The sequence below is a fragment of the Geomesophilobacter sediminis genome (assembly GCF_016458275.1).
Taxonomy (GTDB): domain Bacteria; phylum Desulfobacterota; class Desulfuromonadia; order Geobacterales; family Geobacteraceae; genus Geomesophilobacter; species Geomesophilobacter sediminis.
Genome location: NZ_JAEMHM010000013.1, coordinates 92,129 through 117,669, shown reverse-complemented (window position 1 = coordinate 117,669; position 25,541 = coordinate 92,129). Strand labels below are relative to the sequence as shown.

Below are 25,541 nucleotides of genomic sequence, written 5' to 3'. Positions count from 1 at the left end.
CCTTATTGATTCACCGTTACCTCCCTCTCCTTCCAGGAGAGGGTCGGGGTGAGGATGGGGTTGAGTCGCTGAGTTCGCCCTCTATTATGGCTCATTGCTCATTGCTCCTCGCTTCACCCCGTATCCCAGATACATGAGCTGGAGCGAGTCGCACTCCACCAGGCCAAGCCGGCTCCCCATCTCGGTCATCGAGATCCTGCCCTGCGCCCTCTGGTACAGCTGCCACAGCACCTGCCACAGCGGCCGGTTCGGCTTCAGCCCCCGATGTTCCCGCCAGGTTATCCCGCTTTGCGCCAAAAGCCCGCGCAGCTCCTGCGGCTTGATGAACATCTCCCAGACGTGCAGCCGCGGGGGAAGGTAGGCGAATTGGGACCACTCCTGCGAGACCTTGATCGCCATCAGCCAGCTGGCGACGGTCCGGTTGATCGTGTCGTAACAGAAGATTCCCCCCGGCTTGAGGACCCGCCCTATTTCCGAGATCACCGCCGGAAGGTCCCGGACGTGCTCCAGCACATCGCAGCAAAAAACGGCATCGAAGGCGCCATCGGCGAAGGGTAGCCGCTCCCCGCTCCCCCGCAGGTAGTCGATAGCGAGACCGGCACCGGCGGCGTGGCGGGAGGCGACGGCAATCGAGGCGGCCGCCGGGTCGATACCGGTCGTGGCAAATCCCATCCGGGCGATCTCCTCGCAGAGGATTCCGCCGCCGCACCCGACTTCCAGGGCGCGCCTGCCGGCCAGATCGGGCCCCAGGGCCCGGCCTACCACCCGCCGCAGATAACCGACCCGGGCGGGGTTGAGCGAGGTGGTCATGAGAAAAAACGGCGAGTCCGGCCCCCACCAGGAGTCGGACTCGTCGTCATATAACCCGTTGTCGATCCGCTCGTAGATACGTTGCGGCACCGCCGCCATGCTACGGGGCCTGCAGGGAGACATAGAAGGTCTCCTTGCCGCGCTGCACCAGGAGCAGGACCGGCTCGCCACTCGTCCCTTTCCGGATCTGTTCCTGGTACTGGGCGAGGTTTCGTACCGGGACCCGGTTCACTTCCTTGATGACATCTCCCGCCTCGATCCCCGCATCGTCGGCAACGCTGCCGGAGGCGACGTCGGTGACCACGACCCCGGCATTTTCGGTCAGGCCGAAACGCTCGCGCAGCTGGTCGTCCAGGTTGGAGAGCTTCATCCCGTACCCCTCCGCGGGTGCCTCACCGGTGGCGGCGCGGGCATCGGTCAGTTCGGCAACCTTGACCGGCGTGCGGATCTCTTTTTTGTCGCGCAGAATCGTCACCTCGACCTGTTTCCCGACCGCGGTTTCCGCGACGACGCGGGGGAGATCGTTGGAGCTCTTCACCGGCCTGCCATCGAAGGCCAGGATGATGTCGCCCCGCTTGATCCCGGCGCGTGCGGCGGGGCCTTCGGGGATGACGTCTCCCACCAGGGCGCCGCGGGTATCCTTCATGCCGAAGGCCTTGGCTATCTCCGGGGTAACGCTCTGGATGCTGACCCCGATCCAGCCCCGGGTCACTTTCCCTTTTTCCCGCAACTGGGTCATCACCGACTTGGCCAGATCGCTCGGGATGGCGAAGCCGATCCCCTGCCCTCCGGATACGATCGCCGTGTTGATCCCGACCACCTCCCCGCGCAGGTTGACCAGCGGTCCGCCGCTGTTGCCGGGGTTGATCGGCGCATCGGTCTGCAGGAAGTTGTCGTAGGGGCCGGAGCCGATGACCCGACCGGTGGCGCTGATGATCCCCTGGGTCACGGTGAGTTCGAGCCCGAAGGGATTTCCTACCGCGAGCACCCAGTCGCCGACCCGCATCTTCTCGGAGTCCCCCAGGGTCAGTACCGGCAGGTTTTCAAAGCCGGAGGTTACCTTGATCAGGGCGAGATCCGTCTTCGGGTCGCGGCCGATTACCCTGGCTTTGAGCTCCCGCCCGTCGGAGAGCTTCACCTTGATCTCGCCGGTCCCCTCGACGACATGGTTGTTGGTCAGGATGTAGCCGTCCCGGCTGACGATGACCCCGGAACCGAGGCTCTGCTGCTTCATCTCGCGGTCCGGGGTATCGCCGAAGAAATGCTTGAAGAACTCGTCGAAGTTCCCCCCGTCCCGGTCACCGAAATAATGCCGGAAGGGGTTCCCCGGGACCTTGACGGTGGTGGTGGAACTGATGTTTACCACCGAGGGACGGACCCGCTCGGCAAGATCGGCGAACGAATGCGGGAAACCCACCTGGGCGCCGGCCGGTACCGAGAGCGCCACCAGGTGCAACCAGATTCCCAGGATGATGAGGGTGCCTGTCCGGAAAAAGGTGCAGGGGAAATTATGAGTAGCCATCATGCTCTCCTTTAATTACTTCAGCAGGCACTGTCGTAGGGTACCGTAGGTTGTTATTATTGCAATCCGCGCCGTTGGCCGTTGCGGCCGATGGATCAAGCAGACACCGGGCTCGCGCGCTGGCAAAACGCCGCCGCCTCCGGATGCCGGCAAAGGCAATCAAACCCGAAGGGCCTGATGTATTTGCAATCGAGGAACTCGATGAGGCAGTAGTAAACTTCCTGATCACTTCCCGGAACCCGGACTCCGAGCGGCTGCGTACGGCAGAGCGCGATGTCGGGTTCCACCTTTTCCTGGAGCTCATGTCCTGTAGTCATGGTTAACCTCGGAAATTTTGATCAGGCCATTGTAATAATTTTTTAATGGTTGTAAACCGAACCGGCGCTTATGACGCTGAGGAGGGAAAAAGGCCCCCAAGGAGCGGGCTGCAAGGAAGGAGCAATCATGCCGACGATGAATTTGACCGCAAACTGCGAGGTATTTCGCCTCGTTACCTCCCTTTTTCTATGCCTCTCCGTCTCGTTTCCGGAGGCGGGCGCGGCCGCCGAGCCGACCATCGTGGCGGTCGGCGACTCGCTGACCGCCGGTTTCGGGGTCGCCAAAGAAGATGCCTATCCTGCCCTTTTGGAAAAGAAACTGCGCCAGGCCGGCTACCGGTATCGGGTCGTCAATGCCGGGGTGAGCGGTGAGACGACCCGGGGCGCCCTCTCCCGGATCGACTCGATCCTGAAACTCCACCCGGAGATCGTGATCCTGGAATCGGGCGCCAACGACGGCATGCGCGGCAGCGACCCGCAGCTGATCGAAAACAACCTCGACACCATCGTCACCCGGCTGCAAAAAGATCATGTGGTCGTGGTTTTGGCGGGAATGGAGATGTTTCCGGCGCTGGGAAGGGATTACGCAGGGAGCTTTGCAGCGGCCTACCGCAGGGTCGCCGAAAAACACCGTATCATCGTCATCCCGTTCTTCCTCAAACGCGTTGCCGGAGATCCCGCTCTCAATCAGGGAGACCTGGTCCATCCCACCGCGGCCGGATACCGCATTGTCACGGAGACGGTTTATCCCTATGTGGTTCAAGCGATTGAAAAGGCACGCGATGCGAAATAGACCAGTGATTTTGCCCTGTGACTGCAGGGTGGAAAAATCAGCCTGAAGGCCCCCTCTTTTCTTGCTTTTTTCGATCGTTTCAAGTAAAAATGTTCCGTTTTATTGGGCACCAACGGACATATGCAATTGTGGGCCTTCCACGCATTCGATAGAAGTTCCTGACGCACCTGCCTTTTTAGACCTAAGTCCGTGTCCTATCGCAGCAAATTACCGCCAGGCCAACTGAACTTCCGCCTAATTCGCCGGAACAGGAGATCCGTTTGAATCAACACGCACCCGGGAATGTCGTGGCCGTTCGCCCTGCCTCAAAAGAAGGCATCGGCGTCTGGAGACCCGACACCTCCTCCGGCTCCCACTCCGATTGCTCTATCATCGAGGCGCTCCGCACCCTGGGACGCCCGCTTTACCTGGTACGCCACGACGGCCTGCTGGTCCCCCGCACCGACGGCTGCGCCGAGCTCGGCTCCGCCGCCGAAGACGGGCTGCCGCTGGTCGGGTACGCGCCCGCGAGCCTTCCCGAAGAACTGGGCGATCCCACCTTCCGCAGCGAACTCGGTCTCAAGTACGCCTACGTGGGCGGCTCCATGGCCAAGGGGATCAGCTCCGCCCACCTCGCCGAGGAGCTGGGGCGCAACGGCATGCTCGGCTTTTTCGGCGCCGCCGGTCTTCCGCTGCGCCAGGTCGAGGAGGCGATCGACCGCCTCTCCGCTTCGCTCAAGGGACTCCCCTTCGGTTTCAACCTGATCCATTCCCCCCACGAGCCGGACCTGGAACGCGACCTGGTCGAGCTCTACCTCGAAAAAGGGGTGCGCCTGGTCGAGGCCTCGGCCTTCCTTTCCATCACCCTGCCGCTGGTCCGCTACCGGACCGCCGGCATCGCCCGCGGCGCCGACGGGAGCATCGTCACCCCGAACCGGATCATGGCCAAGGTCTCCCGCGAGGAGCTGGCCGCGAAGTTCTTCGCCCCCCCTCCGGAGAAACTGCTGCGCGAACTGGTCGCCGCCGGGAAGATCACCGCTGAACAGGCCGAACTCGCCGCCCAGATCCCGCTGGCGCAGGATGTCACCGCCGAAGCCGACTCCGGCGGCCATACCGACAACCGCCCCGCCATCGCCCTCTTCCCGACCATCAGCTCGCTCGCCGCGCGGCTCCAGAAGCAGTACGGCTACCGCGAGAAGCTCCGCGTCGGCCTGGGGGGCGGCATCTCCACCCCGGCATCCGCGGCGGCCGCCTTCGCCATGGGCGCCGCCTACATCATGACCGGGTCGGTGCACCAGGCCTGCGTCGAGTCGGGGACCTCGGAGCCGGTGCGCGCCCTTCTGGCCGAGACCCGGCAGGCCGACGTCACCATGGCGCCGGCGGCCGACATGTTCGAGATGGGGGTCACCGTCCAGGTGCTCAAGCGGGGCACCATGTTCCCGATGCGGGCCGCGAAACTCTTCGAGATGTACCGCAGCCACGCCTCGATCGAAGAGATCCCGGCCGCCGAGCGCGAAAAGATCGAGAAGACCTTTTTCCTCGCGCCGCTGGAGCAGATCTGGAGCTCCACCCGCGAATTCTTCCTGAAACGTGATCCTGCCCAGGTCGAGCGGGCCGAGCGGGATCCCAAGCACCGCATGGCGCTGGTCTTCCGCTGGTACCTGGGGATGGCCGCGCACTGGGCCAAAGACGGCGATCCCTCCCGCCGGATGGATTACCAGGTCTGGTGCGGCCCCGCCATGGGCGCCTTCAACGAGTGGGCCTCCGGCACCTTTCTGGAGCCGGCCGCCCAGCGCAAGGCCGCCACGGTCGCCATGAACATCCTTTTCGGGGCGAGCCTCGTGAACCGGGTCAACTTCCTGCGCTGCCAGGGGATCAACCTGCCCGAGGCCGCGCTCGCCGCGGAACCGCTCGAACTTGCCAAAATCAAGGAGTACCTTTGTTGAAAAATTCGGATCTGAACGTCTCCCCCAGCGCAGCGCGCCTGGCGATCATCGGCATCGGCTGTCTCTTCCCCAAGGCGGACAACAAGGAAGCCTACTGGACCAACATCGCCGAAGGCATCGACGCCATCAGCGAGGTTCCCGAGACCCACTGGCCGGTCGACGAGTACTATGACGCCGACAAGACGAGCCCGGACCGCACCTACGGCCGCCGCGGCGGGTTCCTCTCCGCGGTCGACTTCAATCCGATGGAGTACAACATCCCCCCCAACGTGCTGGAGGCGATCGACACCTCGCAGCTTTTGGGTCTCGTCGCCGCCGGGCAGGCGCTGAAAGACGCCGGCTACGGGCCGGACCGCAGTTTCGACCGGAGCAAGGCGAGCGTCATCCTCGGCGTCACCGGCACGCTGGAGCTGGTGATACCTTTGGGCGCCCGGCTCGGGCATCCGATCTGGCGCAAGGCGCTCAAGGATGCCGGCGTCGACCCGGCCGTCGCCAACGACGTCGTCGAGCGGATCTCCGACTCCTACGTCCCCTGGCAGGAAAACTCCTTCCCCGGCCTGCTCGGCAACGTCGTCGCCGGCCGGATCAGCAAACAGTACGACCTGGGCGGGACCAACTGCGTCGTCGACGCCGCCTGCGCCAGCTCGTTCTCCGCGATGCACCTCGCCACCATGGAGCTCGCCTCGGGCAAGTCGGACATCGTCGTGACCGGGGGTGTCGACACCTTCAACGACATCTTCATGTACATGTGCTTTTCCAAGACCCCGGCCCTCTCCCCGACCGGCAACGCTAAACCGTTCGACACCTCCGCGGACGGCACCATCCTCGGCGAAGGACTGGGGCTCGTGGTCCTCAAGCGCCTGGAAGACGCCGAGCGGGACGGCGACCGGATCTATGCCGTCATCCGCGGCGTCGGCTCCTCCAGCGACGGCAAGGGTGACGCCATCTACGCCCCCAGCTCCGCGGGCCAGAAGAAGGCCCTCCTCAACGCATACCGCAATGCCGACGTCACCCCGGAATCGATTGGCCTTCTGGAGGCACACGGGACCGGGACCAAGGTCGGCGACGCGGTGGAAATAAGCGCGCTGCGCGAGGTGTACGGAAACGCGGAGCGCCCCTGGTGCTGCCTCGGATCGGTGAAGTCGCAGATCGGCCACACCAAGGCCGCCGCCGGCGCCGCGGGCCTCATCAAGGCGGCCCTGGCACTGCACCACCGGGTGATCCCGCCGACGATCAAGGTCCAGCAGCCCCAGCCCGAGGTCGTCTCCGGCGGAAGCCCCTTCTACCTCGCCACCGACAAGCGCCCCTGGCTGACCCCCGCCGGCACCCCGCGCCGCGCCGGGGTCAGCGCCTTCGGCTTCGGCGGCTCCAACTTCCACGTGGTGCTCGAAGAGTACCGCCCGGAAAAGGAGCAGACCGGCTGGAATGGCGACGTCCAGATCATCTCCTTTTCCGGCCCGGACGCCGCCGCCGTGGGCGCAGCCCTGGAGGCCGTCCCCGCCGAAGCATCCTGGCAGGCGATCCGCGACCTCGCCTGCGCTTCCCGCCAGAAATTCAATCCGGCGGACTCCTGCCGACTCGTCCTGGTAGCGGAGCGCTCCCGCGCCAACCTGGGCGCAGTGAAAAAGAACGCCCAGGCCATGCTGGCGAAAAACGGCACCGGGAGCTGGCAGACCCCGGACGGGGCTTACTATGCGACCGGCGCCAAGCCGGGCAAGATCGGCATGCTCTTCCCCGGCCAGGGATCGCAGTACACCGGCATGCTGCGCGATCTCGCCTGCACCTTTCCGGAACTGATCGACACCCTGGCGGCAGCCAACCTCGGCTTCGAACACCCGGAAGGGGCGCAGCTCTCCGACCTGATCTACCCGCCGTCCGCCTTCGACGCCGAGACCCGCACCAACCAGGAGGCCGAGCTGCGCGCCACCCGGGTGGCCCAGCCCGCCATCGGCGCCGTGAGCCTCGGAGCATTGAAGGTGCTCGCCGGATTCGGGGTCGCCCCGGAGGCGGTTGCCGGCCACTCTTACGGCGAACTCACCGCCCTGTGCGCCGCCGGCCGGATCGAAGAGCCGGTACTGCATGAACTCTCCCGGCTGCGCGGCTCGCTCATGTCCCGCGGCAAGGGGGGGATGCTCGCCGTTTCCGCCGAGCTCGCCGCGGTGGAGGCGGTCCTGGCCGAGGAGAAGCTCGACCTGGTGATCGCCAACCGCAATGCCCCGACCCAGTCGGTACTTTCCGGCAAGACCGAGGAGATCACCCGCGCCGCCGCCGTTTTCAAGGCCCGCGGGCTTACCTGCAAGGAGCTTCCGGTGGCCGCCGCCTTCCATAGCGAGCTGGTCGCCGACGCCGCCGCACCGTTTGGTGCCGCGCTGAAAAAAGTTCCTTTGCGCGAAAGCGCCATCCCTGTTTATGCCAACTCCAGCGCCGACCTCTATCCGGCGGCACCGGCCGAGGCCAAGGCGCTCCTCGCTGACCAGCTCGCCCGCCCGGTCCACTTCGTCGCCGAGATCGAGGCGATGTACGCCGCCGGGGTACGGACCTTCGTCGAGGTCGGTCCCGGGGCCCGGCTGACCGGGCTGGTGCAGGCGATCCTTTCCGGCCGCGACCACGTCGCCCTGGCCGTCGATGCCTCCTCCGGCAAGCGTTCCGGTGTAGCCGACCTGGCGCGCACCCTGGCCCAGCTGAGCGTGCTCGGTTTCGAGCTCCGCCTGACCGCCTGGGATGCCGACTACCGCCCGGCCCCGCCGTCCGCGAAGAAGCCGCTTATGACCATTCCGCTCTGCGGCGCCAACTACGTAAAGCCGCGCCCGAAGAAACCGGCCGCGTCCCCGGTCCAGAGGATGGCCGCGCAGGCCCCGGCAGCTCAGGCCACGGTTGCCCCGATCGCGCCGGCAGCACCGGCAGCCCCGATCTCTGCCGCAAGCGCCAACCCGGTGGGAGCGCCTTTCCAGGCGCGATCAACCGCAGCCGCTCCTGCGGCGGCAGTTGCAACCCCGTCCGTTTTCGCCGCCCCGGCCTCCCCGGACGCCCTCACCGCCTCCCTGAACGCCACCCGCGAAAGCATGGCTCTGCTCCAGAAAATGCAGGAGGATACCGCGAAGCTCCATCTGCGCTTCCTGGAAGGCCAGGAGGCCGCCAGCAACACACTGCGCGCCCTCATCGAGCAACAGCGCCTCGCTGCCGGCGGCTTTGCCATCCCGGCACCGATGCCGGCTGCCGCTCCGTCACCGGAGGCACCCATCATTGCCGCACCGGCGGCCCCGGTCGCCGCGGCCCCGGCGCCGGCCCCCGTGGCCGCAGCACCGGCAGCACCGGCGAGTAACCAAGTGGTGGACACCCTCCTCACGGTGATCAGCGAGAAGACCGGCTATCCCCTGGAGATGCTGGAACTCGACATGGGGATGGATGCCGACCTCGGCATCGACTCGATCAAACGGGTCGAGATCCTTTCCGCCCTCCAGGAGCGGCTTCCCGGTTCCCCGGTGATCGGCCCGGAACATCTCGGATCGCTGACCACCTTGGGCCAGATCGCCGACTTCCTCGGCGCCGGTTCCGCTACTGCCGCCGCATCCGCCCCGGCTGCCGCCACTACCGCTCCGGCCACGGCTACCGCGGCTCCCGTCGTAGAGACGCTCCTCACGGTCATCAGCGAGAAAACCGGCTATCCCATGGAGATGCTGGAACTCGACATGGGAATGGACTCCGACCTCGGCATCGATTCCATCAAGCGGGTCGAAATCCTTTCCGCGCTCCAGGAACGGCTTCCCGGCGCCCCGATCATCGGCCCCGAACACTTGGGGACCCTGGCCACCCTCGGCGACATCGCCAAGCACCTATCCGCCGGAATGACGGTCGAAGCAGCACCGGCCACCCCGGCAACGGCAGCGAGCGCGGTAACTGCGCCTGCCGCCCAGGCTCCCGCAGGCTCCGCGGCGGAGATTACCGCCACGTTGCTGGCGGTGGTGAGCGAGAAGACCGGCTATCCCACTGAGATGCTGGAACTCTCCATGGGAATGGATTCCGACCTCGGGATCGACTCCATCAAGCGGGTCGAAATCCTTTCCGCGCTGCAGGAGCGGCTTCCCGGCTCCCCGGCCATCGGCCCGGAACATCTGGGCACCCTGGCCACCCTTGGCGACATCGCAGGGCATTTAGCCGCCGGCGCATCGGCTCCGGTATCGGCTCCGACGGCCGCTGCCACCCACCCGGCCGTCCCGGCCGCCAATCAGGCCGACGTTGCCGCGGTCCTGCTGGAAGTGGTAAGCGAGAAAACCGGCTACCCGACCGAGATGCTCGAACTCACCATGGGTATGGACTCCGACCTCGGGATCGATTCGATCAAGCGGGTCGAGATCCTCTCCGCGCTCCAGGAGCGGCTCCCGGGCTCGCCTACCATCGGGCCTGAGCACCTCGGCACCCTGGCCACCCTGGGGGATATCGCGAGTCATCTCTCGGCTGGTGCGGCCTCAGCCCCGACTGCGGCCCCTGCTCCGGCAGCGCAGGCCGTGCCGACCGCCGCCCCGGTTGCCGCGGCAAGCAAGATAGATGTCGCCGCCGTCCTCCTGGAGGTCGTGAGCGAGAAGACCGGCTACCCTACCGAGATGCTGGAACTCACCATGGGGATGGATTCTGACCTCGGCATCGACTCCATCAAGCGGGTCGAGATCCTTTCCGCGCTCCAGGAGCGGCTCCCCGGTGCCCCGACCATCGGGCCGGAGCACCTTGGCACCCTTGCCACCCTCGGTGACATTGCCGCGTTTCTCGGCGGACCGGCCTCCTCGGCCGCCCCGGCCGTGACTGCTGCCGCCACGCCGGTAGCCGAAGCCCCGGCCGCCGGCGCCGCTCCGGTTGCGGTCGCCCCTCCGGCGCCCCTTCCCGAGCCGACCGGCATTACCCGTAGCGCCGCGGTCCCCGTTCTTTTGGAAGAGGACCCGGAAGCCGCCGAACTCGTCCTTGCCAATGAGGGCGAGATCTGGGTAACCGTCGACGGCGCGCCTTTCAGCGCTGCCCTCTGTGACATCCTGGAGAACCACGGCTGCAACGTCCGCCGCATCGATCCCGCCACGGACGCCAACGTCGCCCCCTCCGGCGCCATGTCCGGACTGGTCGTCTGCGCCCCGGAGGCAGGCACCGACGATGCCTTCCTGAAAAACGCGTTCCTCCTTTTCAAAAACGCCGCGGCACACCTGGTGAAACAGGAAGAAGGAAACTCCGCCGTCTGCGTTACCATCTCCCGTCTGGACGGCGCCTTCGGTTTCGGCACCGGCGCCATTGCCGATCCCCTTTCCGGCGGCCTTGCCGGTCTGGCAAAGACCGCGGCACGCGAATGGCCGGAAGTGGCATGCAAGGCGATCGACCTCGCCAGCTTCCCGACCCCGATCGAGGCGGCCCAGAACGTCGTGCTGGAGATTTTCCAGGGAGGTCCCGTCGAGGTCGCCCTCACCCCGGCCGGCCGCTACGGACTGAACCTTGCCACCCTGGAAACCGCACCGGCTCCCACCGCCGCTCCCGTCAACGAAGGGGACGTCGTGGTGATCACCGGCGGCGGACGCGGCGTCACCGCCGCGGCGGCGGTCGCCCTGGCACAGAGCTTCCACCCGACCCTGGTGCTCCTCGGTCGGACCCCGGAGCCGGCCGCCGAGCCGGAATGGCTCTCCGGACTCTCCCAGGAAAGCGAGATGAAACGGGCCATCATGCAGAACGCTCCCGGCAAGCTCCATCCGCGTGAGATCGAGGTCCGCTACCGCGCCGCCCTTGCGGCCCGCGAACTGCGGGGGACCCTGGCCCAGATCGCTGCAACCGGCGCCAAAGCGGTCTACCGCTCCGTCGACATCCGCGACACCAATGCGATGACCATCCTCCTCGCCGGCATCCGTGCCGAATTCGGTCCGATCCGCGGCGTGGTCCATGGTGCCGGGGTCCTCGCCGACCGCCTCATCGTCGACAAGACCGCCGAGCAGTTCGAAGAGGTCTACGCCACCAAGGTGGCCGGGCTGCGGGCGCTCCTTTGCGCCACCGCCGACGACCCGCTCCGGTTCATCGCCCTCTTCTCTTCGAGCACCGGCCGTTTCGGCCGGGTCGGTCAGGCCGACTACGCGGTCGCCAACGAAGTCCTCAACAAGACCGCCCAGGCGGAAGCGCGCCGCCGCGAGGGTTGCCGCGCGGTGAGCATCAACTGGGGCCCGTGGGACGGCGGGATGGTCAACGCCGCCCTCAAGAAGATCTTCGCCGAGGAAGGGGTCGGGGTGATCGACCTCGCCCAGGGCGCCTCGTTCCTGGTCCGTGAGATCGCCGCCACCGACGCTCCGGTCGAGATCGTCGCCATCGCCAGCATGGAAAAGGGCGTCGTCAAGAAACCCGCTGGCGACCTCCAGCTCTCCGAAGCGTTCGGGCTCAACCTCACCGTCATGGATTACCCGTTCCTCCGCTCGCACGTCCTGGACGGCAAAGCGGTCCTGCCGATGGCGGTGATCGTGGAATGGCTCGCCCACGGCGCGCTGCACGGCAACCCCGGATTCCGGTTCCATGGTTTCAACGACCTCCGCATCTGCAAAGGGGTCGTCTTCGAAGAGCACACCCCGTTCGGGGTGAGCGTCCTCGCCGGGCGCGCGGTGAAGCGCGATTCCTTCTTCGTGGTCCCGGTGGAGCTGGCCAGCGAAGGCGCCAACGGACGCCGCATCTGCCACGCCCGCGCCGAGATCGTGCTCGCCGGCCGGCTGCCGGAAGGTATCCGTTCCATCACCGAAATCCCGTCGACTCCTTACCAGCCCGACGACAGCCTGATCTACAAGACGGACCGCCTCTTCCACGGCCCGGACCTGCACGGCATCGAAAAAGTCGACGGCTGCTCCGCCAAGGGGATCGCCGCGGCCGTCAAGGGGGCCCCGGCACCGGGGAACTGGATCAAGCAGCCGCTGCGCAGCTCGTGGCTCACCGACCCGCTCGCCCTGGACAGCGCCTTTCAGCTGATGATCCTCTGGAGCTTCGAACGCTTCGGCTCCGGTTCCCTCCCCTGCTTTGCCGGAAAATACCGGCAGTTCCAGGACACCTTCCCCAAAGAAGGGGTGCAGGTGGTGGTCCGGGTCACCGGGGAGAGCGCCCACGGCGCCACCGCGGACATGGAGTTTTTGGACCGCAACACCGGCAAACTGGTGGCGCGCCTGGAAGATTACGAATGCGTGATCGATCCCTCGCTGCAGCAGGCTTTCCGGCGTAACCGCCTCTCGGTAGCAGTGGGGGCCGCCTGATCATGCCGCAATCCGCATCGGTCGCTATTGTCGGCATCGGCGGGATCTTCCCCGATGCCCCCGACCTCACCCGTTTCTGGGAAAACATCCGCCTTGCCCAATCCGCCGCCCGGGAAGTACCCGCCGGGCGGTGGCTCATTTCCGCTGACGCCGCCTATTCCCCCGAGGTCGGCGCTCCCGACCGCGTCTATTCCAAGCGCGGCTGCTTCATCGATGCCATCCCCCCGCTCAATGAGCTCACCGGTCTGGCCCTCGACACCGACCAGCTCGAAGGGCTCGACCCCCAGATCCATCTCCTGCTGCACGCCGGAAAACGCGCCTTCGATGCCGGTGTCACCGAGGCTCTGGATCGCTCCCGCGTCGGCGTGATCATCGGCAACCTCGCCCTTCCCAGCGAAAAATCCGGCGCGCTCACCCGCGAGTGGCTCGGCCGCACCTTCGAAGAGCAGCTTCTCGGGCGCGCCCTGGAGGTCCCGGGGACCAACCCGCTCAACCGCTACGTCGCCGGCCTGCCCGGGGGGATCCTCGCCGCCGCGCTCGGCCTGGGGGGTGGCAGCTGCACCGTCGACGCCGCCTGCGCCTCCTCGCTTTACGCCATCAAGCTGGCCGCCGACGAGCTACTCTCCGGCCGGGCCGACGCCATGCTGGCCGGCGGGCTTTCCCGCCCCGATCCCCTCTATACCCAGATGGGCTTCTCCCAACTGCGCGCCCTGTCGCGCCGCGGCATCTGTTCCCCCTTCGACGCCGCCGGGGACGGTCTCGTCGTCGGCGAAGGGGCCGGCATTTTCCTGCTCAAGCGGACCGAGGACGCGATCGCCCAGGGCGACCGGATCTACGGCATCATCCGCGGCATCGGCCTTTCCAACGACATCGGCGGGAGCCTTCTGGCCCCGATGTCCGAAGGGCAGCTCCGCGCCATGCGCGACGCCTACCGCCAGGCGGGATGGGAGCCGCAGGACGCCGACCTCGTCGAATGCCACGCGACCGGAACTCCGGTCGGCGACGCCACCGAGGTCGCCAGTCTCAAGGAACTCTGGGGGGAAAACGGCAAGCCGGGCGAGAAATGCATCATCGGCTCGGTCAAATCCAACATCGGCCATCTGCTGACCGCCGCCGGCTCCGCCGCGCTCACCAAGGTCCTCCTTTCCATGGCTAACGAGATCCTCCCCCCAACGGCAGGGTTCACCACGCCGCAGAAGGGATTCGACCTGGAGAAGAGCCCGTTCGCAGTGCTGCAGGAAGCGCGTCCCTGGTCGCGGCGGGCTGATGGAGTTCCGCGCCGCGCCGCGGTGAGCGCGTTTGGTTTTGGCGGCATCAACGCGCATCTTTTGGTCGAGGAATATCTTCCCCAGCAGCCTCAGGAAGGTTCGGAAGCAGTCGAAATCGCCGCCACCGCTCCCGTTGCCTCCGCAGCGGCCAAAGCTAAGCCCTGCGACATCGCCGTCGTCGGCCTCGATGCCCGGTTCGGCCCCTGGAAAAACCTCGCCGACTTCCAAAGAAGGGTGCTGGGCGGCGACACCGAAACCGCACCGAAGCGCCCCAAGCACTGGTGGGGCGCCCAAAAACAGCAGTGGTTCAAGGACGAACATCTCGCGGAGACGCCCTTTGCCGGTTATTACCTCGGCGAATGCGCCGTCGCCACCGACGCCTTCCGGATTCCGCCCAAGGAAATGGAGGAGATGCTCCCGCAGCAGCTCCTGATGCTGCAATCGGCGGCGGCGGCCATGGCCGACGCCGGGCTTTCCCGCCAGGACAACGAGAAGGCCGGGGTCTTCGTCGGCATCGCGCTGGACCTCAACAGCACCAACTTCAGCTTCCGCTGGTCGATCAAGGAGAAAGCTGGGGCCTGGGCCAGGGAACTCGGGCGCGACGTTACCGAAGAAGAGCTCGCTACCTGGGTTGAATCCCTGCGCGAGCAGGCCGGACCTCCCCTCACCGCCAACCGCACCATGGGGGCCTTGGGGAGCGTCGTTGCCAGCCGGGTCGCCCGCGAGTTCCGGGTCGGCGGGCCGAGCTTCACCATCTCCAACGAGGAAAACTCCGGGGTGCGCGCCCTGGAGACGGCGGTCCGCCTGCTGCAAAACGGCGAGATCGAGCACGCCCTGGTGGGCGCCGTCGATCTCGCCGGTGACCTGCGCGCCGCCCTCGGCCACCACATGGCCCGCCCTTTCTCCGCCTCGGGCATGGCGACGCCGTTTGACCTCACCGCCGACGGCAGCCTGATCGGCGAAGGTGCCGCCAGCGTGGTGCTGAAGCGCCTGGAGGATGCCCAGTCGGCCGGGGACCGGATCTACGCGGTCATCAAGGGGATCGGGGCATCGGGGGGAGATCCGGTCTTGCCGGGAAAGGAAGCCTACGGCAGGGCATTGGAAAGGGCGTACGGCGAGGCGGGCATCGCTCCCGATGCCGTCTCGTACATCGAAGCGCACGGCAGCGGCCACCCCGCCGAAGACCGGATGGAGACGGCCGTTCTTGAGCGCTTCTTTGCGCCCCGGGCGGCAACCGTTCTGGGCGCGCCTTCGTCGGTCGCCGCAGCCGGGAATCCGCCTCCCAATTACCAGAGGCGCTGCGCCGTCGCCAGCGTCAAAGGCGAGATCGGCCACAGCGGCGCCGCCTCGGGGCTGGCCTCGCTGGTCCGCGGCTGCCTGGCCCTGTACCAGGAAATCATCCCGGCCAACCGGCAGATCGAGAGGCCGGTCCCCGCAATGAACGGCGACGGGCCCCTGTACCTCCCCCGCACACCGCGCTACTGGCTGCGTAACCGGGTCGAAGGGCCGCGCCACGCCGGGGTCAGCGTCTTCTCGGTCGACGGCAACTGCGCCCATGTCGTTTTGGAAGGGTGCGATGCCAATCCGGAGCGCAGCGTCGAGGAGCGGGTCGCCCCGCTGGGACCGGGGAGCGAATTCCTCTTCACCATTTCCGGGGCCGACAGCGCCGAGCTGCAGGAGCGGCTCAAGGCCCTGCGGGAAAAACTTTCGGTAAGCTCTGCGGCCGACCTCCCGGCACTGGCCCGTGGTTGGCAGGAAAGCGAACAGCCCCGGTCCGCCAAGGCCCTGGCGGTATCCTTCGTCGCCCGCAGCCGCGAGGATGCCATTGCCCTGGTGGACCTGGGCGCGAAGCGGGTGCTCCAGGGGGACGATGAAGAGATCCCGTGCCACCCGTCGCTGCGTGACCGGCTCTTCTATACGACCAGACCGATCGGCCGCAAAGGCAAGATCGGCTTTGTCTTCCCCGGTTCCGGGAACCATTTTGCCGGCATGGGAATGGAGCTTTCCGCCCGCTGGCCCGAGGTCTACCGGCGCCAGGACGCGGAAAACCAATACCTGCGCGACCAGTTCCAGCCCGAGGAATTCTGGAACGGGCCGCACGCCGGGGACGTGGATGAAAACCACCTGGCGGTGATCTTCGGGCAGGTGGCCGCCGGCTGCGCGACCAGCGATCTCGTGCGCGGCTTCGGGATCCAGCCCCAGGCGGTGATCGGCTACAGCCTCGGCGAATCCGCCGGGCTCTTCTCGCAGCGGGCCTGGAAGGACCGCGACCTCATGCTGTCGCGGATGCGGGCCTCCACCCTCTTCACCCGGGACCTCGCCGGTGAATGCCGCGCCGCCCAGCGTACCTGGGAGGAGCCGGAAGGAAAACCGGTGCATTGGAGCATCGGGGTCGTCGACGCCTCCGCACGCGAGGTGCGTCGCCACCTGAAGAAGATCTCCCGTGTTTACCTGCTGATCGTGAACACCCCGGACGAGTGCGTCGTCGGCGGCGACGTGAAGTGGGTGAAGCACCTGGTAGCGGTGCTCGGGTGCAACTTCTTCCCCCTCAAAGGGGTGACCACGGTGCATTGCGAGGTGGCCCGCGCAGTCGAGGACGCCTACCGCGAACTGCACCTGTTCCCGACCGCCCCGCCGCCGGGCGTTACCTACTACAGCGGCGCCAAGGGGGCTTCCTTCGAGCTCAACCGGCGCAATGCCGCCGAATCGATCGTCGCCAACGCCATAGAGGGAATCGACTTCCCGCAGGTGATCGAGTCCGCCTACCAGGACGGCGTCCGCTGCTTCCTCGAAATGGGCCCCGGTGCCTCCTGCACCCGGATGATCGGTCGCATTCTCGCCGGTCGTCCGCACATCGCCCGCTCGGCCTGCCCCGCGGTCGGCGATCCGTACTCGGCCCTGCTCCGCTTCCTGGCGCAGCTCACCTCCGAGCGGGTGGCCGTCGACCTCCAGCCGTTGTTCGACCGCGGCAGGTACAGCATTGCGGCGGAAGCGGCGGCCGCGCATTCCAAGCCGATGGTGAAGGTGGCAATCGGCTGCGAAGGGTTTGAGGGCAAAGAGCAAAGAGCGGAGCGCAAAGAGCAAAGAACAACGAGCAGTGAGCATGTTTTGCCTACTGCTACGAATCTCGCCGAGGCGTCCCCTCTCCTTCAGGGCAAAGAGCAAAGAGCGATGAGCAATGAGCAGATGGTACCTTCAGAAAAATCTGCTCAAGCGTCCCCTCTCCTTCAAGGAGAGGGACAGGGTGAGGATGGGGCAACCATCCACTCATCGGTACCCCTCAATGGTGACCGGAAGGGAGAGGGCGCTATTCTGGAAGCCGCCGTTACCAAGACGGCAGCTGCATCAGGAACTACGGAAAACGTTGAACCGGCACCGACCACCCCGGCGTCAGCGACAACCGCTGCCACCGCCACATCCGCCCCGGGTCCCATCGCCGATCCCCTCATCCGCGACTTCGCCGCGGCCCAGGATGCGGCAATCCAGGCCCACGAGGCATACCTGCGGGTCGCCGAAAACCTGACCCGCACCATGGCCGACACGCTCTCGTGGCAGATCTCGTTGCAGGAGCAGATGCTGGCTGAGGGGATCCCGCTCCCCTCAGCACCTGCGGAGATTGAGCGAGGGGGACAGGCACCTTCGGAGCCAGTCCCCGTCAGCACTTCGATTGCGCGAGGGGGACAGGCACCTTCGGAGCCAGTCCCCGTCATCACTCCGATTGCGCGAGGGGGACAGGCACCTTCGGAGCCAGTCCCCGTCATCACTCCGGTACAGAGCGAGGGGGACAGGCACCTTCGGAGCCAGTCCCCTCCGTCGCCCCCGAGAGCCGTCCCCGTCTTCGACCGCGACATGTGCCTGGAGTTCGCCATCGGTTCGGTGGCGCGCATGCTCGGGCCGGCCTTCGCCGAGGCGGATACCTACCCTACCCGCGTCCGGCTCCCCGACGCGCCGCTCATGCTGGTGGACCGGATCGTGGCGCTGGAGGGCGAACCGAAGTCGATGACCCACGGCCGGGTGGTGACCGAGCATGACGTCCATCCCGGCGCCTGGTACCTGGACGGCGGGCGCATCCCGACCTGCATCGCGGTCGAAGCGGGCCAGGCCGACCTCTTCCTCTCGGGCTACCTGGGAATCGACTTCATCACCAAGGGGCACGCCGTCTACCGCCTCCTGGATGCCGCCGTCATCTTCCACCGCGAGCTCCCCGGCCCCGGCGAGACGATCAATTACGACATCAAGATCGAGCGCTTCTTCCGCCAGGGCGACACCTACCTCTTCCGCTTCCGGTTCGACGCGACGGTGAACGGCGAGCCGCTCCTCACCATGCGCGACGGCTGCGCCGGTTTCTTCTCGGAACAGGAACTCGCCGCCGGCAAAGGTATCGTCCGCGGCGGACTGGATCTGCGTCCGAAGACCGGCGTGAAACCCGCCGACTGGGTGGACCTGGTACCGATGTCGCGCCAGGCGCTGACCTCCGAGCAACTGGAGCGTCTGCGTGCCGGCGACCTCGCCGGCTGCTTCGGCGCCGAATTCGCGGGCCTCACGCTGCGTGCGCCGCTGACCATCCCCGGCGGGAAAATGCGCCTGGTACACCGGGTAACCGACCTCGTCCCCGATGGCGGCAGATATAGCATGGGTTTCATCCAGGCCGAGGCCGACATCCACCCCGACGACTGGTTCATCACCTGCCACTTCGTGGACGACCGGGTCATGCCGGGGACGCTTATGTACGAGTGCTGCATGCATACCCTGCGCATCTTCCTGATGCGGATGGGGTGGATTGCCGAAGGTGAACAAGCGGTGTGGCAACCGGTTCCGGACGTGGCGAGCCGCCTCTGCTGCCGCGGCCAGGTGCTCGAGACGACCAAGGTGGTGACCTACGAAGTGAGCATCCGCGAACTGGGATACCGTCCGGAGCCGTACGCCATCGTGGATGCCCTGATGTATGCCGATGGCAAGCCGATCGTCGAGATCACCAACATGTCGGCACGGCTGACCGGGACGAACCTGGAGAAGCTCCAGTCGCTGTGGAGGGCAAGCGCAGCCAGCGGCGCGGATTCGCGCTTGGAAAGGCGCTCCCACAGTGATGGCGCGGGTATTCAAGTTAACGGACCGATTCCTGTAGGAGCGACATTCCTGTCGGGATCCCCGGAGGGGCAATCTACCAGCGCCCCCGTCTACGTGGTAAAGCCGGCGATCTATACCAAGGACCAGATCCTTGCCTACAGCAACGGCAACCCTTCGGAAGGCTTCGGCGACCGCTACCGGGTCTTCGATTCCGAGCGGAAGATCGCGCGGCTTCCCGGGCCGCCCTTCCAGTTCATGGACCGGATTACCGGCGTCAAGGGCGAACCGTGGCAGATGGTGGCGGGAGCGTGGGTCGAGTCCCAATACGACGTGCCGGTCGATGCCTGGTACTTCACCGCCGAGCGCCAGCCCTGCATGCCGTTCTCGGTGCTCCTCGAAGCGGCGCTCCAACCCTGCGGCTGGCTCTCTGCCTACGTCGGATCGGCCCTGACCACCCCGGAAGACATCTGTTACCGAAACCTCGGCGGCGCCGCCGTCCAGCACCGGCAGGTGACGCCACAGACCGGCACCCTGACTGCGACCGCGCACCTGAAAAAGGTCTCCAGCAGTGGCGGGATGATCATCCAGGAGTTCGATTTCCGGGTCTCCGACCCTGCCGGGGTCGTCTATGAAGGCGAGACGATGTTCGGGTTCTTCGCCGCGGCGGCGCTTGCCAACCAGATCGGGATCCGGGATTTCGTCCCCTACCAGCCGTCTGCCGAGGAAGCGGGGCGCGGTGTGACGTTCGCCTACCCGGAAAACGCGCCGTTCCCGGAGAAAGCGCTCCGGATGGTGGACCAGGTGGAGCTCTTCGTAAAAGACGGCGGGCCCAAAGGACTCGGCTATCTGAAAGGCATCAAAGTCGTCGATCCCGATGAGTGGTTCTTCAAGGCGCATTTCTACCAGGACCCGGTGACGCCCGGCTCGCTCGGGCTGGAATCCTTCCTGCAGTTGGTGAAAGTCGCGGCCATCGAGCGTTGGGGATGGCAGGCGGGTGACGTCTTATCCGCGTTGGCGTTGGAGAAAAAGCACGTCTGGATGTACCGCGGGCAGGTGGTGCCGACCAACCACCAGGTGACCATCGAGGCTTGGATTACCGCAGCCGACGATAGCGAGCGGATCCTTACCGCGGATGGGTATCTGGCCGTCGATGGCAGGCCGATTTACCGGATGAATGGATTTACCGTGCGGCTAAACAGATAACCTAGCCCCCCTCTCCCCTTGGGAAAGGGCTGGGGTGAGGGGAGCCTGTTAAAGATTGCCCCCTCCCTCACCCGGCCTCCGGCCACCCTCTCCCGGAGGGAGAGGGATGAACAAAACATAGGGTGCCACATGAAGTATTCCAAGGTACATATCGAATCTTTCGGCTATGAGCTCGCTCCGGTTGTGGTCACTTCGACCGAACTGGAGGCACGCCTGGAGCCGCTTTACAAAGCCCTTCACTTCGCACCGGGACAGCTCCAGGTCCTGACCGGCATCCGTGAGCGCCGCTGGTGGGAACCGGGGTATCCGGTGTCGCGCGGTGCCACCGCGGCCGGGAAAAAGGCGCTGGCAGCTGCCAACATCTCTCCCAAGGACATTGGTGCCTTAGTCTACGCCGGCGTATGCCGGGAGCGGTTCGAACCGGCAACCGCCTGCCGCGTCGCGGCGGGGCTCAAGATCGGCGGCAACGCCGCGGTCTTCGATGTTTCCAACGCCTGCCTCGGTGTCATCAACGGCATCCTCGAAGTCGCCAACCGGATCGAGCTGGGACAGATCCGGGCCGGGCTCGTGGTCTCCTGCGAGAGCGCCCGCGACATCAACGACATCATGATCGAGAAGATGCTCGCCGACCGGAGCATGGAGACCTTCACCAGCTCTCTGGCCACGCTCACCGGCGGCTCCGGGGCGGTCGCGGTCCTTCTCACCGACGGCTCCTTTTCGGGCGCCACCCGGCGCAGGCTCCGCGGCGGCATTACCATGGCAGCTCCCGAACACCACGGCCTCTGCCTGTGGGGAGTGGCCCCGGACGGCCACGGCAAGTTCATCCAGTCCATGAGCACCGACGCGGTAAGTGTCATGAATTACGGTGTTGAGCTGGGCGAAAAGACTTGGGCCGCCTTTCTCCCCGAAGTGGGCTGGACCACCGCCGAGGTGGACCGAGTGGTCTGCCACCAGGTGGGAAGCGCCCACCAGGCCGCGATCCTGAAGACGCTCGGCATCCCGCAGGATAAGGATTTCACCACCTTCGAATACCTGGGCAATATCGGGACCGTGTCGCTGCCGCTGACCGCGGCGCTGGCCGACGAGCGCGACATCCTGGCGCCGGGAGACAAGGTGGCGATGCTCGGCATCGGTAGCGGCCTCAATTGCATGATGCTCGGGGTGGATTGGTAAGGGTTGACACCGGCAGACCCAAAACGTACGATAAAGCGTACGCAGGAGGTAATCTATGACAACTCTTTCAGCCACGGAAGCCAGGAAAAGGCTGTACAGCCTTGTCGACGCGGTAGCCGAATCTCATCACCCCGTCAAGATACTTGGTAAGCGAAGCTCTGCTGTGCTCATTTCCGAGGAAGACTGGCAGGCCATCCAGGAAACACTGTATCTGATGTCGATCCCGGGAATGAGGGAGTCCATCAAAGCAGGGCTGGAAACACCGGTTGAGGAGTGTGACAAGGAACTGGAGTGGTGAGTTGGTCTCTTGTATTCACAAAGCAAGCCCAAAAAGATGCGAAAAAACTCGCTCAAGCGGGCTTGCGGCCCCAAGCTGAGCGGCTGTTGGAACTACTACGAACTAACCCATTTCAGACGCCTCCCCCCTTTGAGAAACTCATAGGTGATCTTTCCGGAACCTTCTCGCGAAGGATCAACATCCTCAATCGCTTGGTGTACCAAGTGATTGAGGATCAAAACACGGTAAAGGTCATCCGCATGTGGACCCATTATGAATAGTCACCATGTCTGCTCTTAAATCAGAGGCTCTTTCACTCTCTTCTATTAACGTGGTGCCTATTTGATGAACGATACTTTTAAGAAGCATTACCCCTTCACCGGACACACCCTCGATCTCGACGGGCTTTCCTATCACTACCTCGACGAGGGTCAGGGGGAGCCGGTGGTCATGGTCCACGGGAACCCTTCCTGGTCCTTCTATTACCGCAACCTCGTCCTCGCCCTGCGCGGCCACTACCGCTGCATCGTGCCGGACCACATCGGCTGCGGATTTTCCGACAAGCCCGGTGACGACCGCTACCAGTACACCCTGGCCTCCCGCGTCAACGACCTGGAACGGCTCCTCGATCACCTCGGTATCACCTCAAAGATCACGCTGGTGCTCCACGACTGGGGCGGGATGATCGGCATGGCCTACGCCACCCGCCACCCGGAGCGGATCAAGCGTCTGGTGCTCCTGAACACCGGGGCCTTCCCCCTTCCGAAGGAGAAACCGCTTCCGCTTGGGCTGAAGATCTGCCGGGAAACCGGCCTGGGAACGCTGCTGGTGCGCGGCTTCAACGCCTTCAGCCTCGGAGCATCCATCGTCGGCTGCAAGGCAAACCCGATGCCCAAGGAATTGCGCCTGGCGTACCGCGCCCCGTACGACTCGTGGAAAAACCGGATCGCCACCTTGCGCTTCGTACAGGACATCCCGCTGACGGCAGAAGATCGTGCCTATCAGCAAGTCATGGAAGTTGCGCAGAACCTAGAGCAGTTCCAGCACCTTCCGATGACGATCTTCTGGGGCGAGCTGGATTTCGTCTTCGATAAGCACTTCCTGGCCGAGTGGCTGAGAAGGTTCCCCGACGCGGAGGTCCAGCGCTTCCCGGACGGCGGCCACTACATCCTGGAAGACAAGAAGGGAGAAGTAATCCCGCTGATCGCCGAATTCCTGGCCCGTACCGATTTGCCGGACAAAACGGCGCAGGTCGTCGAACGCCGGACATCGAACGGAGACGGATGCCGATGATCGAGACCGTCAACATCGCGGCGCACCTTCCGGCCATGGCGGCCCGGCAGCCCAACACGCCGGCCATCATCTTTCCCAAGCGGAACGAGACGCTGAGCTTCGCCAAGCTCAATGCCATGAGCGACCGGATCGCCCACGGGCTGCTCGCCCTGGGTATCGGGCGGGGCGTGCGCACGGTGCTCATGGTCACCCCGAGCCCTGAATTCTTCGCCCTCACCTTCGCCATTTTCAAGGTCGGCGCGGTGCCGGTCCTCATCGACCCGGGGCTCGGGATCAAGAACCTGAGAAAATGCCTCGACGAGGCGGAACCGTCGGCGTTCATCGGCATCCCCAAGGCACACGTCGCGCGCTGCCTCTTCGGCTGGGGCAAAAAGAGCCTGCGGACCCTGGTGACGGTCGGCAAACGCCTCTTCTGGGGCGGGACGACGCTCTCCGAAATCATCGCCCAGAACGCGCTGGAACTCCCCTCCCCGCTGGCGCCGACCGAAGCCGACGATACCGCCGCCATCCTCTTCACCAGCGGCAGCACCGGCGCCCCCAAGGGGGCCGTCTACACCCACGGCAACTTCGCCGCGCAGGTCGAGGCGCTGCGCCAGGTGTACGGCATCGAGCCGGGCGAGATCGATCTCCCCACCTTCCCCCTCTTCGCACTATTCGCCCCGGCCCTCGGCATGACCGCGGTGATCCCGGAAATGGACTTCACCCGCCCCGGCTCGGTCAACCCCAGACGAATCATCGAAACCATCAACGCTTACAACGTCACCACGATGTTCGGCTCCCCCGCGCTGATCAACCGGGTCAGCCGCTACGGCACGCGACACAAGATCATGCTGCCGACCTTGAGACGCGCCATCTCGGCCGGAGCCCCGGTTCCGGCGGCGGTCCTGGAACGTTTCTGCGGCATGCTCAACCGCGGCGTCGAAGTCTTCACCCCCTACGGCGCGACCGAGGCGCTCCCGGTCTGTTCCATCGGCAGCTCCGAGATCCTCGGGACCACCAGGCAGATCACCGAAGCGGGAGGCGGCGTCTGCGTCGGCAAACCGGTGGAGGGGATCCGCCTGGAAGTCATCGAAATCACCGACGAGCCGATCTACCAGTGGCATCCGGACCTGCGCGTCCCGGTCGGAAAGATCGGCGAGATCATCGTCCAGGGAGCACAGGTAACCCGGGGATATTTCAACCGCCCCGAAGCCGACGTCGTCTCGAAAATCGCCGACCCGGAAACCGGCGGATTCTTCCACCGGATGGGCGATCTCGGCGGCATGGACGATGACGGCCGGGTCTGGTTCTGCGGCCGCAAGTCGCACCGCGTGGAAACCGTGGAAGGCACCCTTTTCACCATCCCGTGCGAGGCGGTCTTCAACACGCACCCGATGGTGTTTCGCTCGGCACTGGTCGGGATCGGGCCCCTAGGGTCACAGCGGCCGGTGATCTGCATCGAGCTGGAAAAGGGAGTGAGGGTCGACAAGGACAAGCTCCGCGAGGAACTGATGGAAATCGCCCGGGGCCACATCCACACCCACGCCATCGAAACCATCCTTTTCCATCCCGCCTTCCCGGTGGACATCCGCCACAACGCCAAGATCTTCCGCGAAAAACTCGCGGTATGGGCGGCGCGGAGGCTTTCGTGAGGGCACTGGTCACCGGTGGCGGTGGGTTTCTCGGGTTCTCCCTCGTCAAGCAGCTGGTCGCGCGGGGGGCATCGGTCCGCAGCTTTTCCCGCGGCGAATATCAGCCCCTGGCAAACCTCGGAGTGGAGCAGCTCCGCGGTGACCTCTCCAACCGCGATGCCGTCGTTGCCGCGGCCAAAGGGTGCGACGTGGTCTTCCACGTGGCGGCCAAAGCCGGCATCTGGGGGAGCTTCGCCGAATACTTCGACGCCAACGTGACCGGGACCGAGAACGTGCTGCAGGCGTGCCGGAGCAACGGGATTTCCCGTCTGGTCTACACCGGATCGCCGAGTGTCGTCTTCGACGGCAGCGATGTGGAAGGGGGCAACGAGTCGCTCCCCTACCCTGCCCACTTCGAGGCAAACTACCCGAAAACAAAAGCAATAGCGGAACAGCTAGTACTGGCGGCAAACTCTCCTGCCTTGGCCACGGTGTCGCTCCGTCCGCACCTGATCTGGGGACCGGGCGATAACCACCTGGTCCCGCGAATCGTCGCGAAGGCGCGGGCCGGGAAGCTGCGCCGGATCGGCGACCGCCCCTGCCTCGTCGACACCGTCTACGTCGACAACGCGGCGCAGGCGCACCTCCATGCCGCCGACCGCCTGACGCCGGGCAGCCCCATCGCCGGCAAAGCCTATTTCATTTCCAATGGAGAACCGCTCCCGCTTTGGGATATGGTGAACCGGATCCTGGCCGCCGCGGACCTGCCGCCGGTCCAGCGCAGCGTCCCGCCCGGCGTCGCCTACGCCGTGGGGACCATCTGCGAGGGGATCTGGAACCTCCTCAAGCTGTCGGGAGAGCCGCCCATGACGCGGTTTGTGGCGCGGGAGTTGGCGACGGCGCACTGGTTCGACATCTCGGCGGCCCGAAACGACCTGGGTTACCAGCCGGAGGTCTCCATCGACGAGGGGCTCAAACGGCTCCGGGTCTGGCTCCAGGGGGAAGCGGTTTGACCGGTGCGCCCCGACCGGAAGCG

The 25,541-nt window shown here is 65.6% G+C and carries 12 protein-coding genes; 10 read left to right on the top strand and 2 right to left on the bottom strand.

Annotated elements, in window-relative coordinates; all coding sequences use genetic code 11:
* Positions 1 to 84: 84 nt before the first annotated feature.
* Together ubiG and JFN93_RS16345 are read right to left on the bottom strand one after the other, a co-directional pair.
* Positions 85 to 933 (bottom strand): bifunctional 2-polyprenyl-6-hydroxyphenol methylase/3-demethylubiquinol 3-O-methyltransferase UbiG, encoded by an 849-nt coding sequence (ubiG, locus tag JFN93_RS16350; protein ID WP_236021773.1) that lies wholly within the window; start codon positions 931 to 933, stop codon positions 85 to 87.
* Entirely contained in the window at positions 911 to 2,332 is a 1,422-nt protein-coding gene (locus JFN93_RS16345; protein ID WP_199385175.1) for a DegQ family serine endoprotease, read from the bottom strand. The genes ubiG and JFN93_RS16345 overlap by 23 nt, the downstream gene beginning before the upstream one ends.
* 444 nt (positions 2,333 to 2,776) lie before the next feature.
* On the opposite strand from JFN93_RS16345, the gene JFN93_RS16340 reads away from it, so the two are divergent.
* The 10 genes from JFN93_RS16340 to JFN93_RS16295 all read left to right on the top strand — a co-directional run bounded on the left by JFN93_RS16340 (position 2,777) and on the right by JFN93_RS16295 (position 25,518).
* Positions 2,777 to 3,442: an arylesterase gene (locus JFN93_RS16340; RefSeq protein WP_199385173.1), complete on the top strand. Its 666-nt coding sequence runs from the start codon at positions 2,777 to 2,779 to the stop codon at positions 3,440 to 3,442.
* Positions 3,443 to 3,702: 260 nt separating this feature from the next.
* Positions 3,703 to 5,367 carry a PfaD family polyunsaturated fatty acid/polyketide biosynthesis protein gene (locus tag JFN93_RS16335; protein WP_199385171.1) on the top strand — a complete coding sequence of 555 codons (1,665 nt, stop codon included), beginning with the start codon at positions 3,703 to 3,705 and terminating at the stop codon, positions 5,365 to 5,367.
* The gene (locus tag JFN93_RS16330) at positions 5,364 to 12,614 is read left to right on the top strand and encodes a type I polyketide synthase (protein ID WP_199385169.1); all 7,251 of its coding nucleotides are present in this window, start codon (positions 5,364 to 5,366) and stop codon (positions 12,612 to 12,614) included. The genes JFN93_RS16335 and JFN93_RS16330 overlap by 4 nt, the downstream gene beginning before the upstream one ends.
* Positions 12,615 to 12,616: 2 nt before the next feature.
* The gene (locus tag JFN93_RS16325; RefSeq protein ID WP_199385168.1) at positions 12,617 to 20,152 is read left to right on the top strand and encodes a polyketide synthase; all 7,536 of its coding nucleotides are present in this window, start codon (positions 12,617 to 12,619) and stop codon (positions 20,150 to 20,152) included.
* Positions 20,153 to 20,281: 129 nt separating this feature from the next.
* Entirely contained in the window at positions 20,282 to 21,325 is a 1,044-nt protein-coding gene (locus JFN93_RS16320; RefSeq protein ID WP_199385167.1) for a 3-oxoacyl-ACP synthase III, read from the top strand.
* Positions 21,326 to 21,380: 55 nt separating this feature from the next.
* Positions 21,381 to 21,623 carry a type II toxin-antitoxin system Phd/YefM family antitoxin gene (locus tag JFN93_RS16315; protein WP_199385165.1) on the top strand — a complete coding sequence of 81 codons (243 nt, stop codon included), beginning with the start codon at positions 21,381 to 21,383 and terminating at the stop codon, positions 21,621 to 21,623.
* A complete protein-coding gene (locus JFN93_RS16310; protein WP_199385163.1) occupies positions 21,617 to 21,883 on the top strand; it encodes a Txe/YoeB family addiction module toxin in 267 nt (88 codons plus the stop codon). Before JFN93_RS16315 ends, JFN93_RS16310 begins: the two co-directional genes overlap by 7 nt.
* A 64-nt stretch (positions 21,884 to 21,947) precedes the next feature.
* On the top strand, positions 21,948 to 22,895 hold the full coding sequence (locus JFN93_RS16305) for an alpha/beta fold hydrolase (RefSeq protein WP_199385162.1): 948 nt from the start codon (positions 21,948 to 21,950) through the stop codon (positions 22,893 to 22,895).
* Positions 22,886 to 24,526 carry a fatty acid CoA ligase family protein gene (locus tag JFN93_RS16300; RefSeq protein ID WP_199385161.1) on the top strand — a complete coding sequence of 547 codons (1,641 nt, stop codon included), beginning with the start codon at positions 22,886 to 22,888 and terminating at the stop codon, positions 24,524 to 24,526. The genes JFN93_RS16305 and JFN93_RS16300 overlap by 10 nt, the downstream gene beginning before the upstream one ends.
* Entirely contained in the window at positions 24,523 to 25,518 is a 996-nt protein-coding gene (locus JFN93_RS16295) for an NAD-dependent epimerase/dehydratase family protein (RefSeq protein WP_199385160.1), read from the top strand. The genes JFN93_RS16300 and JFN93_RS16295 overlap by 4 nt, the downstream gene beginning before the upstream one ends.
* Positions 25,519 to 25,541 lie beyond the last annotated feature (23 nt).